This window comes from Tenacibaculum sp. 190524A05c, from assembly GCF_964036595.1.
Classification (GTDB): domain Bacteria; phylum Bacteroidota; class Bacteroidia; order Flavobacteriales; family Flavobacteriaceae; genus Polaribacter; species Polaribacter platacis.
In genome coordinates this window covers 1,699,952-1,712,909 of the sequence record NZ_OZ038523.1, presented here as the reverse complement: position 1 = coordinate 1,712,909, position 12,958 = coordinate 1,699,952, and the positions used below count along the sequence as shown (strand labels likewise).

At 30.1% G+C, this 12,958-nt stretch carries 14 protein-coding genes; all 14 read right to left on the bottom strand.

From position 1 onward, the window contains the following. Nucleotides 1-6: 6 nt before the first annotated feature. The 14 genes from ABNT61_RS07365 to ABNT61_RS07300 all read right to left on the bottom strand — a co-directional run bounded on the left by ABNT61_RS07365 (nucleotide 7) and on the right by ABNT61_RS07300 (nucleotide 12,956). The gene (locus ABNT61_RS07365; protein ID WP_348745434.1) at nucleotides 7-510 is read right to left on the bottom strand and encodes a GNAT family N-acetyltransferase; all 504 of its coding nucleotides are present in this window, start codon (nucleotides 508-510) and stop codon (nucleotides 7-9) included. 111 nt (nucleotides 511-621) lie between these two features. Then, nucleotides 622-1,308, bottom strand: coding sequence for a DUF4919 domain-containing protein (locus ABNT61_RS07360; protein WP_348742566.1), 687 nt, complete (start codon nucleotides 1,306-1,308; stop codon nucleotides 622-624). A 105-nt stretch (nucleotides 1,309-1,413) separates the two neighbouring features. After that, nucleotides 1,414-1,965, bottom strand: coding sequence for a molybdopterin adenylyltransferase (gene mog, locus ABNT61_RS07355; RefSeq protein ID WP_348745433.1), 552 nt, complete (start codon nucleotides 1,963-1,965; stop codon nucleotides 1,414-1,416). A 137-nt stretch (nucleotides 1,966-2,102) separates the two neighbouring features. Then, a complete protein-coding gene (locus ABNT61_RS07350; RefSeq protein ID WP_348745432.1) occupies nucleotides 2,103-2,948 on the bottom strand; it encodes an enoyl-CoA hydratase/isomerase family protein in 846 nt (281 codons plus the stop codon). A 17-nt stretch (nucleotides 2,949-2,965) separates the two neighbouring features. Further along, nucleotides 2,966-3,301 (bottom strand): nuclear transport factor 2 family protein, encoded by a 336-nt coding sequence (locus ABNT61_RS07345; protein ID WP_348745431.1) that lies wholly within the window; start codon nucleotides 3,299-3,301, stop codon nucleotides 2,966-2,968. Between the two features lie 100 nt (nucleotides 3,302-3,401). Further along, nucleotides 3,402-4,247, bottom strand: a complete 846-nt coding sequence (locus tag ABNT61_RS07340) for an AraC family transcriptional regulator (protein WP_348745430.1) — start codon at nucleotides 4,245-4,247, stop codon at nucleotides 3,402-3,404. A 57-nt stretch (nucleotides 4,248-4,304) separates the two neighbouring features. Further along, complete coding sequence (locus ABNT61_RS07335) at nucleotides 4,305-4,757, bottom strand: hypothetical protein (RefSeq protein WP_348745429.1); 453 nt, start codon at nucleotides 4,755-4,757, stop codon at nucleotides 4,305-4,307. A 76-nt stretch (nucleotides 4,758-4,833) separates the two neighbouring features. Then, nucleotides 4,834-5,406 (bottom strand): hypothetical protein, encoded by a 573-nt coding sequence (locus ABNT61_RS07330; protein WP_348745428.1) that lies wholly within the window; start codon nucleotides 5,404-5,406, stop codon nucleotides 4,834-4,836. A gap of 16 nt (nucleotides 5,407-5,422) precedes the next feature. Next, nucleotides 5,423-8,614: a VPS10 domain-containing protein gene (locus tag ABNT61_RS07325; RefSeq protein WP_348745427.1), complete on the bottom strand. Its 3,192-nt coding sequence runs from the start codon at nucleotides 8,612-8,614 to the stop codon at nucleotides 5,423-5,425. 59 nt (nucleotides 8,615-8,673) lie between these two features. Continuing rightward, nucleotides 8,674-9,099: a DUF2147 domain-containing protein gene (locus ABNT61_RS07320; protein WP_348745426.1), complete on the bottom strand. Its 426-nt coding sequence runs from the start codon at nucleotides 9,097-9,099 to the stop codon at nucleotides 8,674-8,676. Nucleotides 9,100-9,655: 556 nt separating this feature from the next. Continuing rightward, the gene (locus ABNT61_RS07315) at nucleotides 9,656-10,231 is read right to left on the bottom strand and encodes a Crp/Fnr family transcriptional regulator (protein WP_348745425.1); all 576 of its coding nucleotides are present in this window, start codon (nucleotides 10,229-10,231) and stop codon (nucleotides 9,656-9,658) included. A 95-nt stretch (nucleotides 10,232-10,326) separates the two neighbouring features. Continuing rightward, nucleotides 10,327-11,361, bottom strand: a complete 1,035-nt coding sequence (locus tag ABNT61_RS07310; protein ID WP_348745424.1) for a carboxylesterase family protein — start codon at nucleotides 11,359-11,361, stop codon at nucleotides 10,327-10,329. 46 nt (nucleotides 11,362-11,407) lie between these two features. Beyond that, nucleotides 11,408-12,283, bottom strand: a complete 876-nt coding sequence (locus tag ABNT61_RS07305) for a type II CAAX endopeptidase family protein (RefSeq protein WP_348745423.1) — start codon at nucleotides 12,281-12,283, stop codon at nucleotides 11,408-11,410. Nucleotides 12,284-12,446: 163 nt separating this feature from the next. Further along, entirely contained in the window at nucleotides 12,447-12,956 is a 510-nt protein-coding gene (locus ABNT61_RS07300) for a hypothetical protein (protein ID WP_348745422.1), read from the bottom strand. Nucleotides 12,957-12,958: the final 2 nt, after the last annotated feature.

Genomic DNA, 12,958 nt, shown 5'->3' with positions numbered 1-12,958 from the left:
TGGTTTTTATAAAATCTTCTTTTGATACAAGTTGTTTATGGATTGAGGCATTTCTTTTATTCCAACTTTTATAAAACCTAAATTTTCGTAATACTCACATAGTTTAGTATTCTTTGCAACTGCATCTAATCGTAGATATACACAACCATTTTCTTTTGCATTTTTCTCAACTTCATCTAATACTATTTTCCCAATTCCCTTACCATTAAACTCTTCTTTAATAACCAGTGAATGAACGTATTTAGCTTTTATATTTTGTTTTCCCCAATACAATTCATCTTCGCGCAAAATTCGTACCATACCAATGTTATAATTATTTAAATCGTTGATAAAGTAAAACTCATCATTTTCAATACCGCTTTTTACCCACTTAATTTTTTCTTCTGGTGGATTTTTCCAGTATTGCCAATGATCTACATTTTTTTTAGCAATTTTCTCTGCTGCGGTCTTAAAAAGTTCCAAGACCAAATTAAGATCTTGGATTTGTATTTTTTGAAAAGTAATGTCCATTAAAATCAATTCAATCTAGAAGGTTGATAACAATATTAACCATTACTACAATGAATTCAAATTTAATTCAAAGAGAAATTTCTTTGATTGATAATACTCAGAGTGAGTAATTTATTTTTCTTTAAACATTTTGGACATTGAGGCTAAACAAGGACTAACATCAAAGTATAATCCTTCAATATTAGCTTCGTTTTTTTCGAGAGTTAAATAGTCGTAATGCTCTATTAAACTTTGGCTTCCTCCAAATTTAAAACCTAAAATGCTCAATAAATCATATTCATGAGAAGTATAAATGACATAAAAAGAATCTTCTTTAGTCTTACCAGTTCCTGAGCTTAATAAGGAATCAACAATAATATAAAGTTGGATTACTTTTTTATTAAAAGATGCTGTATCTCCTTTTTTCTCCAATGCGAATAATTGATAGTTGATAGCTCTTAAATCAAAAGGATTTTCTTCCAGAATTTTATTAGTAAATGTTACTATGTTAGTATAATCTAAACTATCTAAAGATTTTTTATTTAACACAACTCTTAAGCTATCACTAAAATCAGATGTTGAATAGGGAGAATATTTTTCATCAAATTGATAACCGTAGTACAGATGTCTTTTTTCTTTTAAAGTCATTGTTGAATCGGCTTCTTTATATCGCTTCATTAACAATTCATAAAATAGATTTGAATCTTTTTCTTTGATGTTTTTTTCGATTTTATCATAATCAGGTTTTTCAAAATCCCAATCTTGTGCATTTAAGGCAAATGAGGTAACAACAAAACTTAATAAAAGTAATTTTTTCATAACAATAGAATTAAAGTATAAATAATATAATTTAAGAAAGGTTAGCAATTTGATTTAAATGTAATAAAAAGAGATGAAACAAATTTCATCTCTTACTATAATTTCTTATTTCTTTTTTGGTCTAAAAGGTTGTATAACTTCTGGATTACAATCTAAATATGGACCTTCCATTAAATCAATACAATAAGGAATGGCTGGGAAAACAGCATCTAAACATTCTCTTATGGATTTTGGTTTACCTGGTAAGTTTAATACCAAACTATTATTTCTTAATCCAGCGGTTTGTCTTGAAAGAATTGCTGTAGGAACAAATTTTAAAGATTCTGCTCTCATAAGTTCACCAAACCCAGGCATCATTCTATCACAAACAGCTTCTGTTGCTTCTGGAGTTACATCACGTTTTGCAGGGCCAGTTCCGCCTGTTGTAATTACCAAACAGCAATTCTCCTGATCTACCATATTGATAATGGTTTTTTCAATCATATCTTGTTCGTCTGGTATCACTTCATAAACTTCTGTCCACTCAGAGATTAAATAATCATTTAATGTATTGATAATTGCTTTTCCACTTAAATCTTCATAAACACCAGCACTAGCTCTATCACTCACTGTTACTATTCCAATTTTAGCGACATTGTTCTTTTTTGATACTTCCATTTATTATTTTTTCAAACTTTTTAGTTCTAGCTAAAGATACGCGTATTCAATCAAAATTGAGATTGCAAAGTAATTTTATACAGCAAAAAAGAGGATTACAAATTGCAATCCTCTTTATATTAATTTGATGAGTGAAATTAATTTACTTCCTGAATATCAATTAACATGTTTTCCCAATTCTTTTGGTTTTCATGACTGAATTGTGCTCCGTTTTCATCTGCGTAAGTAAATCTTTTTATTGCAGGAGTTTTACTTGTTGCTTGATATAACTGATATGCTTCTTCTTTTAAAGCGTCTGCAATTGGTAAATCTATTGAAGCATACACAGCACGTTTACAAGCTTCGATTGATTCTGCTGGGAACTTAGCTATTCGTTCTGCTAAGGCATCTACATACGGACCAATTTCATCGTCATTCAATGCTTTGTTTATGGTTCCGAATTTTTCTGCTTCATCAGCATCCCAATCTCTTGCACCTAAAATTATTTCTAATGCTTTTCCAAGTCCTGTTTGTCTTGCCATTCTTGACGCTCCGCCACCGCAAGGTAAAATTCCCATACCTACTTCCATTTGCATAAATTTGGCTTTTCCACGAGCAGCAAATCGCATATCTAATGCCAAAGCCATTTCATGTCCGCCACCTCTGGCAAACCCTTCGATTTTTGCAATTGTAGCTTGAGGAACATTACTTAATCTTTCTAGAACAGCTTGAAGATCTAGTAACTTAACTTCATTTCTAGCTACGGCTTCTTCAGACATGTCTCTTAGTAAATTCGTATCGTAATGGCATACCCAATATCCATCGTTTGAAGATTGGAAAACAACTACTTTAACACTTCGGTCACGTTCTAAACGTAAACAAAGGCTGCTTAAGTCAGCAAGCATTTCTTGACCTTGAACATTTACAGGTCCGAAATTAATTGTTACATACAGAATTCCTCCTTTTTGTTCTGCAGTAAAAGTTTGAAAATTTTTATAATCCATGATTTATATATTTAAAATTAATTAATGATTCCGGCGAAAGTGTGTTGAGTAATCCTTCCGTTTTTGATAATGTAGGTGTCGGTGGCAAACTCAACGTTTATCAATTTGTTTTGTCCGTACCAAACAAAAAAGACAAGATCATTATGTGTTTCTTGTTTGATAGTTTTGAATTCAAATCCATCAAAATTTGGAAGTAGATTTTTATAAAAAGAAAGAATTTCTTCTTTTCCTTTGTAGGTATGATCCGGTGTAATAAATTCCGCGTCATCAGAATAATCTTCTAATACTGTCAAAGGATTTAAGGATTCAACGGCTTTCATATGACTATTGAAAACCTCTTGTGGATTTTTCATAATAAAATGTTTGATAAACTTTACTATGCAAAACTACCTCAAGGTTGAAGCGAAGGTTTGGTAAGAAAATATGATGATTTAGTAAAAAACGAAGTTTTACTTATTTTAACTGTAGTTTGTAATTGCTAGCTGTTACTCCTTTGTAAGAAATAAAGGTTTTGTCGAGGTGGCTACTATCAGTAAAACCAAGTTCTAAGGCAATTTCAGAAAGAGTGTAATCTGTATATTTTAAACGAGTTTCAGCTAATTTTAATTTATGATTGAGAATGTATTTTTTAATTGACATTCCCATTTGTTTTTTAAAAAACTGGCCGATGTAATTTTTAGAAATATTAAATTCTGAAGCAATAGCTTGATTTGAAATTAATGCAGCATTATGAATATTATAATGAATATAGTTTATGATTTGTTGAATTTTTGAGGATTCAGATTGCAATACTTCGTGATTTACATTGCGAGAAATAATATGAAGTATAGATTGAAGAGTAGCCTTTAAAATCAACTCATTTTTAAGTTCATTATTAGTAAACTCATTAAAAATAACTGTGAATAACGCTAATAAGCTATTACGTTCTGTTTCAGAACTCAATTTAATATTATTGACTCTATTGGTGCTATATAGAATAGTTTCAATTTTTTTAAACCATTCTTTTTGTTGAACAACATCGTCATCGCTAGAAAAGTTAGTAAAGAAATTATTTAAAAATTTAATTGCCGTAACTGTAGTAGGAGTTTCAATTTCAAAGTTGTATTTATCGTTTGGAATAAAAACAAATATTTGATTATCTCCGTAAGTAATATTATGACCGTTAATATTTAGTTTGCCATTTCCTTTTTCAATAAACAGAATTTCAAAAAAGCGAATTGCAGTATATTGACAAAACCCAATTGAAGTTTTATCTACAAACTTTTGAATTACCATATTTTCGAAAATCGTGCGAGGCATATAAGTTTTTAAATTGAATTTATTTAATAGTTTAAATTAGTTAAAATATATTTTGTTTTATTCGAGTAAACGATATTTCCATTTATACTTTAACCTATAAAAAAATAAATTGAGTTGATGTCTTATTCCACCCAATTCCCAATTAACATCAAACTTTCTTGAGCTCTCATGTGCATAAATTGGTACAGCTACTTTACAATGTAACATTGGTTTATTTTTTTCTACAGTTTTTCTAAAATCAGAATCTAGTAAGGCTTTTAAATAGTATCTAATTTCAACTATGGTTTGTTGTTTTTTACTTTTGTAAATAAATAAATTTATATCATAAATGTCATTATAAAATTCAACTAATGTTTCACTAACTCTTTTTAAAGACATAGGTTGTTTTAAACGATTTTCTCTAAGACGTGATATGTTTTCTTCTTTAAAATTAAGTGAAGGGTCTTTTATTTCAGTTAGAATATATTCGGTATGAGTTGATATTTTGTTCCAACAAGATTTTCTTGCCATATCAAGTAAAGAAAAAGTTGTGTCTTCAATTCGAGAGTAAATTTTATTTGTTTCTATAACAATTTAGGTTTTGTATTTATTTTTTGATAAATTTTCTTTTATCAAATCCATCAGTTACAATTTCAATAGTATCTCCATTAATTTTACCTTCATATTTACGCCACTTATATTCAATGCCATTTGTCCAATTACTATAATTATTTTTTACGCTAAATGGAGTAATAGGTTTGTCAAAAAACATAGAATCGTTTACATATAAACTAAACGATATATTAGTTCTGCTTATTTTGAGCGAATCCATTTTTGCCCTGAAAAAACCAACAAAATATCCTTCTCGAGCATCATCAAAATCATCACTAGTTCCGAAATAAGTACCTGTATCGTTTTTTAATTTGATATAATGATTCTCAATTACATTAGTATTATGCTCACAAACAAATTCGTAAGTTCCTTCTAAGAATTTTAAATTTTCATCTTTCTTTTCTCGAAGAACTGTAGCAATATTTTTTGCTGCTTCGGACACTCCGTGACCAACCATAATTCCAATTATGATGTAAAAAGAAACTATTGCACCAATGACTATCGTTGGAATTATGATACATCCTAGTTTTCCTCTTTTTACCTGCGATTGATACTTAGATTTAGTCATAGTTAAATATCGCTTCTTATTTGTCTAAAATTAAAGCAGGAATATTTAAAGATTTGTATAACTCATTATATGCTTTCATTTCTGTATTGATAATAGCATCTCTTTCATTTTTATATACTTGCCAATCTTGCATTAAATCTTGAAATCGTTCTTTAGCTCCACGAGTAACTTTAGGATCTGCTTGATCAATATAACTTGAAAGTTGAATAAGTTGTGAATTCAATTTATTATTGAAATTAATCACATCCTGAAAGGTTTTTTGTTTTTCTTGAATTAAATTTTCTTCCCAAGTGTTAATTCGTTTTTTCAATTCATCTCCTTTTTTTAGAAGCTCTTTAGCAGTATCATTTCCTTTCAATAATTTATTATACGAATTTAATTGTGACTTCGCCGATCTCATTTGATTTACAGATGTATGCATGTCCTTTAAAGTAGTTTCAATTTGCACTAACATATTTTGCTGTTCTGTAAAATCTTTGGGAGTTGATTTGATGGCTGGATTTGGTAAAATTTTAGCTTGAGTTTCTACAGTTGTTCCATCTAAAGTCAATCTTAAGATATAGTTTCCTGGAGCAACACTAGAACCTGAAAGTCCTCCAAAAACAAAAACTTTATCGATCGCTGGAATTGCTTCTCTATTAAAATCCCAAGTAAATCTATTATATCCTTTTTTAGAAGGTAATATTTGAGGTTTCGATGGTCCTCCTGGCCAAGATTTAAATCCTTTTGGTTTTTTATTAGTGTATGTTCTTATAACTTTCGAGTCTTGTAAAACTTCTAACTTTAAATCTAAAGTATCAGCATTTTGATTTAAATAATAATCGAAAGTAACTCCACTTTTCGGATTCTGTCCTTGTCCAACAGCTTTTGAAACTCCTCCGAATATTCTGTAACTATCTTTTGGTTTAAAAATTTCAACTGATTTTTTTTCTTTCGTCATATTTTGTAATACACCTAAATCGTCTAAAATCCAAAACCCTCTACCAGATGTTGCTGCTACTAAATCATTATCTTGAATGGTAAGATCGTTAATTGCAACGATTGGTAAATTCAAATGTAGACGTTGCCAATTTTTTCCATCATCATTTGAAATATATAAACCAGTTTCGGTTCCTGCATATAATAATCCTTTTCGCTTTTTATCAGCACGAACAACTCTTACAAAACCATTCGGATCATCTAATCCATTTACAATTTTAGTCCAAGTTTTTCCGTAGTTGTTAGTTTTAAAAACATAAGAATTTAAATCTAAAGATTTGTATCTCATTACCACTACGTAAGCAACCGCGGGATTATGTTCAGAGATATCAATGCTATTTATAATTCCGTCCTTAATTTCTTTAGGAGTAATATTTTCCCAATTGGCTCCTCCATTTCTTGTAATATGTAAAAGGCCGTCATCACTTCCAGCATATAAAACACCTTCTTCATGTTGAGATTCAACTAAAGCAGTTAATGTATTATAATTTTCTCCACCAGCTGCTTCATTCGTATACGGTCCACCACCTGGACCGTGTTTGTCTTTTTCATTTTTAGTTAAATCCGGACTCACAGTTGTCCAATTGATTCCACCATCAGTAGTTTTAAAAACAACATTTCCTCCATGGTATATTGTTTTTCTATTATGTGGAGATGAAATAATTGGCGCATTCCAATTGTATCTATATTTTGAATCTTTAGGAGCAATACTTAATCCTAGTTCTGGATATTCTTTAATGGCTTTTTGTTCTCTAGAAGATTTTGTCCATTTGCTAATATTTCCTTGATACGTTCCTCCATAAACAGTTTCAGGATTATCTGGATCAAAAGCAATAAATGCACTTTCTCCACCAGCAACAGAATACCAATCCTTCCAATCAATTCCAGCATCATTGGTTCTACTTGCAATGGCAATTGCAGAATTATCTTGTTGTCCACCATATACATTATACGGAACTAAATTATCTGTAATTACTCTATAGAATTGAGCTGTAGATTGATTTTGCTGTGTACTCCAACTTTTTCCTCCGTTGAAAGAAATATTTGCACCACCATCATTTGAATTGATGAGGTTTGAATTATCATAAGGATTAATCCATAAATGATGATTGTCTCCATGAGGAACAGGAATATTTGAAAATGTTTTTCCGCCGTCAATAGATTTCATTACTGGAGCATTTAAAACATAGACAACATTTTCATTTTGTGGATCAGCAAAGATTTCCATGTAATACCAAGATCTCGCAATATTAATGCGATTACCATTTACTTGTCTCCATTTTTTTCCTCCATCATCTGATCGATACACTCCACCTTTTTTTCCTTCCGCCTCGATAACAGCAAAAACTCTTTCTGGGTTTGCTCGAGAAACAGAAATTCCTGATTTTCCAAATTCTTTTGGTAATCCAGTAGCTAGTTTGGTCCAAGTTTCACCGGCATCAATTGATTTATAAAGAGCAGAATGTTTTCCTCCAGATTCTATAATCCAAGGATATCTTCTGTGTTCCCACATCGACGCATATAAAATTCTTGGATTTGTCATATCCATAGATAAAGAAGACGCACCTGTTGTAGTATTTGTATATAAAATTCTTTCCCAAGTTTTTCCTCCATCAATTGTTTTATAAATACCTCTTTCTTCTGTTGGTGCATATTGAGCACCTTGAGCAGCGACATATATGATATCTGAATTCTTAGGATGAATAATTACATCAGAAATATGTCTGGTTTTTTCTAGTCCTAAATGAGTCCAAGTTTTTCCTGCATCCATGGATTTATAAACTCCATTACCCATAGATGTCATAACACCACGAGCAGCGTGTTCTCCCATTCCAACAAGTACAATATTAGTATCACTTTCTGAAACTGCAATTGCTCCAACCGATCCTGTTTTAAAGAATTTATCAGAAATATTTTTCCAAGTAATTCCAGCATCTGTTGTTTTATAAACTCCACCACCAGTAGAACCCATATAATAGGTGAGTGGCTGTCCAATAACTCCAGAAGAAGCAACACTTCGTCCTCCTCTAAAAGGACCAATATTTCTCCATTTTAATCCGTGGAATAAAGAATCGGTAAGTTGAATTTCAGGTTTGTTGTTTTTCTTTTTTCTTTTTTGAGCCTGATGAGTTACAGGAAATAAAAAGATACAGATTACAACTATTTTTAGTGTTTTTAGATAAGAATTTTGTTGGCTTACCTTGCGTTGAGAGAATAAGAAGCTGATCATTAGTTTGGTTGATGTTAGACTATAAAGATACTTAAACTTTGGATTTTATTATTATCCAGTTACTTTGATTTCTTCCTAGTCCAATATTGTGTTCTTCCAAAAATAGATACACCTAAATATCCTCGTACTTTGAGCTTATTTATGCTCATTAATTTAAGATAACATTTGTAGGTTTTTCCATTTTCTGGATCTAATATAGTTCCACCTTTAAATTCATTTTTATCTTGTATTAAGTTTTCAATAATTACCAATCCAATAATAGGTTTGTTCTTCTGTTTTCCTTTACAAGTGAAACATATGGCGTCTTTATCACTAACATAACTCTCAATTATTTTAGCGAAGTACTGATTGTTACTTTCATAAATTTCAATCGTTGCTTTTTTCTCTTTTGTTTTATCATCATAGGTTTCCCATTGTCCAATAATGGATTGTCCGTTTACATATAGTGATAGCAATAGAAAGAATGAAGTGAATATAATTTTCATAGGATTTAAGATTAATTTATTTCAGTTTTGTGATTTAGAGTTTTGAACGTGAGTATTAAGAATACTAAAGAAAGAATTTCAAAAAATACACGTAGCCAATGCCAGTTCGACCAATTGTTTAGTTCTACCTGTAATTGTTTTTCATTAAATGCGCTTTGATAAAACTGTTGATTTATTTCTTTGAAATACACATAAAAAAGAAGGATGACTAATAATGAAAAGAATGTAGAGAGTATAGCATATTTTAAAGCTGAAGATTTTTTAATTGCACAAAAGCAACAAACACTTAGGGTTATAAGTACAGAAATAATTGTGAGTATAGTATAGAACCTACCTATACCTGGTCCGAAGTCAGAATAGTATTGGTAAAATGCGGAGGTAGTTAAAGATTTCCAATAGGGAACTAAAAGTATTCCTTCCGTGATTTGACTTCCAAGAAAAATGGAAAAAATAGCAATTGAAATAAAGTGTAAAATACGATTCATTATGTGTGAATTTTGTTTTTTACAAATTTTCACACATTCTTAAATCCTTGCATTTACATTTGTAAATAAAATTATGAAGAACTTAATTTTCTTCTAATTCTGCTTAATTGTGTAGGAGATATACCTAAATATGAAGCAATATGATATTGAGGAATAATAGTTTCTATAGTTGGGAATTTCTCTCTTAAGATTAAATATCTTTTATCAGCATCTAACAATGCCATTTCAAGTTCTTTTTGTTCTTTTTCTAAAAAATAATATTCGGCAATTTTTCTGCCTAAGCGTTCTAAATCATGAAACTTACTGTAGCGTTCTTCTATTTCATTGAAATTAGCAATAAGAATTTCACAGTCTGTTAAAGCTTGTTGCGCAATTTTATTTGGTTTTTTAGTGAGTAAAGAAGTGTAGGCTCCAATGATTGAAGAATCCATGAAGAATTGTTTGGTATATTCTTTTCCTTCTTGATTCAAGAAAAAAGCTCTCACAATTCCTTTTTTTAAAAATCCTATATGTTGGGCGTATTCACCATCTCTAACAAAAAACTCATTTTTTTTCAATTGAATGGGTTTGAAAAGTTGTGCGAGTTCTTGAAAAGTATTTTCTGAAATCGGAGAGATGTTATTTATGTAAGTAAAAAGTTCCTTCATTTTCTCATGTTGAATTTTAAAGATAAATAAACTTTGTATTTATCATTAATAATTCTTTCCACTAAGAACACGAAGGAACCATTATACAAATGCAATTACTCGTTAATTTTTCGAATTAAAAAGTCTACAAAATCTTCATCGTTAGCATTACTAAATAAAATCGGATTACCATAGGTAGTTACATTTGCTACTCCTACTGCATCTGCAAACTTTTTTATTTCTCTTGCATGAAAAGGATGATGGTTAAAGCTACTTGTAGTTGTAGGTTCTTCATTATGTCCGCCAGTATTTGTCACCCAAATTTCTGGATCATCAGAAGATAATAAGGATAACATATCTACTTTTTGTCGATATAATTCAATTTCCGGAGTATCATATTCTTCCATAGAACTGATTCCGTAAAAATTTAAGATTGTTGATTCTCCGAACGTATTCACGATATCATCTAAAGAAGAACCGAATTCCACAAATACGTCTCCTAACCACCTTTTCTCTATATCTAAACTTGATTGAGTTGCATTTAATGCAATACCTTTAACTCGTGTACTTTCTTGCAGAACTTCGTCCGGATTATTAGGTTCAGCGAAATCATCATTTGCAGCTAACCAGAATGCTGTTGAAGCTCCAGCGGATGAACCAAAAAGTACGATTTTATCTTTATCAATATTTAATTCTTTATGAATGTATCGAATGTATTGTAATGCTCTTTTCGAATCGTTTAAACTTTTAATGACACCTTCGGTATCTCCGTTTACAATAAGTCTATAGTTAATAGTAGCAACGGCAATATTGTTATTTAATAATCGAACGATTTCATTTTCATAAGTTTCGTTGTAAATAAAAGTTTTATCACTTCCTGTAAAACCACCACCATGAATAAATATGACTAATCCTGTTGAGGTGTCACTATTTGGTAAAAAAATATCAAACTTAGTATTATCGTAGATGTCATAAGCAATATCGGAAGAAAAGGAAGCATTTGCTCCTTGAAGACTAATAGGTGAATTTGTAAATTCTAATTCTACTAACGGATCTGGGGAATCAGTTGGGATTGTTGTCGCATCATCTTTGCTACATGAAATCAAAGAAATTAAAGCTAAAAAGTAAACTAGTAATTTTGTGTTCATCATTTGAGTTTTGCTTTTTAGACCTTTTCAAATAGGAAAGGTTTAATTGTTAATTAATTTGACAGTCAGTGTTGTAGTTGGTGTTTTTATTAGATTTTAATTGGATGATCTTATTATTTCTAATAGATAAATAAAGAAAAATAACACAAATAATTAGTAAAAAAAGAATAGATAAAATTGAGTCTTCAATGCCATAAATACTACCTGTAAGTAATTCTGGGCCATTAAATTTTGCAACAAAAACAGGACTGAAATCATCAATTCCAGATAAATTAGAATTGTAAAAAGGTTGAGCAAAATTCCATCCTAAATGAAAAGCAAATGGCAACCAGATTTTTTTTGAATATGTATACATTATTCCATGGGCAAACCCAAAAAGTAAACCTAAAACTACTGAAAGAAAAGTTACATTAGGATTTAATACATGAGGAATTTCAAACATAAATGATATAATTCCTAAAGCAAGAATTGTACCTAACCAGTTCTCTAAAATTCTATATAAAATTATTCTAAATAAAACTTCCTCAAGTAATGCGGCAATTACCAAAAATGATAATGGAGCGAGAAAATATGAAAATCCAGAAAAGCTTAGAATTTGATAATATCCTAATAGGTATAAAATTAGAATGACTAAAGATAAAATAGCAAAACCGAGAAAGAATCCTCCTATTAATTCTTTCAAAATACTTCTTTTAGAAAGTTCCGTTATTTCTCTTTTTTCATAAAACTTAAATAAGTAATAATAAGTTGACAGTAGTACAGCCACAGAAATATAATTTACAATTGTATCTCCAATTGTTTTACTATCAATTAAGCTATAAATTATAGGCTTCGTTATAAAATTTTGCACACCGATAAGTACTCCAAGACAAATTGCAATACCTAAAATTATTTTGGTAATTGGAAAATAAAGAAATTTTTTCAAGCTAATTTTTTAATTAAGTTTATATGAATTGTATGACGATTAAGTAGATTTTAAGGTTACAGTTTTGATCTAAAATTAAGCTGAAAAGTGAATATCTAAAATAGATAATGGTAGCCTGAAGGAAATTCAAACTACCAACTTTATGACAAACTTTTCGTTATAATTACTTCTGTTCTTGACTCAATTTTGTCAACTGTTTATAATACGTGTCAATTCGTGAATGTGCAGTTCCATCAATGAGAAGAATTACAATCAACATGGTAATAGTTGTTATACTAATTGCTCTCCATGTTGGAGTATTCATGAAAATAATTAATAAAGCACAAATTATTATTATAATTGGAATAGCTTTAAAAACAACAGTGTTGTATTCTTTTAAAGTAGCTTCAGCTCTTTTGATTTCAGAATTTATGAATAATGAAGCATCTTCTTTGTAAGCCGTTTCGAAGTTTGTAATTCGAGCTTTGTTTGTAAAAAATAGACCAAGCCCAATAGTTAACAGTAGGATACCAGCAACTAAAGTAGGAATGATATAAGCTCTTGCAATTTCAGATTTACCTAATTGCCAAAAACCAATACTTGCAATAAGAAAAAGTATTGCGAAATATATAAAAAACTTAGTTGAGAAAACTTCGGCTTTTGCCCATTCTGTGGCTAGTTTTAAAATATCCATTT

Excerpts from the sequence above, each read along its gene's own strand:
- ABNT61_RS07365 (WP_348745434.1), bottom strand. The coding sequence starts at position 510 with ATGGACATTACTTTTCAAAAAATACAAATCCAAGATCTTAATTTGGTC.
- ABNT61_RS07360 (WP_348742566.1), bottom strand. The coding sequence starts at position 1,308 with ATGAAAAAATTACTTTTATTAAGTTTTGTTGTTACCTCATTTGCCTTA.
- mog (WP_348745433.1), bottom strand. The coding sequence starts at position 1,965 with ATGGAAGTATCAAAAAAGAACAATGTCGCTAAAATTGGAATAGTAACA.
- ABNT61_RS07350 (WP_348745432.1), bottom strand. The coding sequence starts at position 2,948 with ATGGATTATAAAAATTTTCAAACTTTTACTGCAGAACAAAAAGGAGGA.
- ABNT61_RS07345 (WP_348745431.1), bottom strand. The coding sequence starts at position 3,301 with ATGAAAAATCCACAAGAGGTTTTCAATAGTCATATGAAAGCCGTTGAA.
- ABNT61_RS07340 (WP_348745430.1), bottom strand. The coding sequence starts at position 4,247 with ATGCCTCGCACGATTTTCGAAAATATGGTAATTCAAAAGTTTGTAGAT.
- ABNT61_RS07335 (WP_348745429.1), bottom strand. The coding sequence starts at position 4,757 with ATGGCAAGAAAATCTTGTTGGAACAAAATATCAACTCATACCGAATAT.
- ABNT61_RS07330 (WP_348745428.1), bottom strand. The coding sequence starts at position 5,406 with ATGACTAAATCTAAGTATCAATCGCAGGTAAAAAGAGGAAAACTAGGA.
- ABNT61_RS07325 (WP_348745427.1), bottom strand. The coding sequence starts at position 8,614 with ATGATCAGCTTCTTATTCTCTCAACGCAAGGTAAGCCAACAAAATTCT.
- ABNT61_RS07320 (WP_348745426.1), bottom strand. The coding sequence starts at position 9,099 with ATGAAAATTATATTCACTTCATTCTTTCTATTGCTATCACTATATGTA.
- ABNT61_RS07315 (WP_348745425.1), bottom strand. The coding sequence starts at position 10,231 with ATGAAGGAACTTTTTACTTACATAAATAACATCTCTCCGATTTCAGAA.
- ABNT61_RS07310 (WP_348745424.1), bottom strand. The coding sequence starts at position 11,361 with ATGATGAACACAAAATTACTAGTTTACTTTTTAGCTTTAATTTCTTTG.
- ABNT61_RS07300 (WP_348745422.1), bottom strand. The coding sequence starts at position 12,956 with ATGGATATTTTAAAACTAGCCACAGAATGGGCAAAAGCCGAAGTTTTC.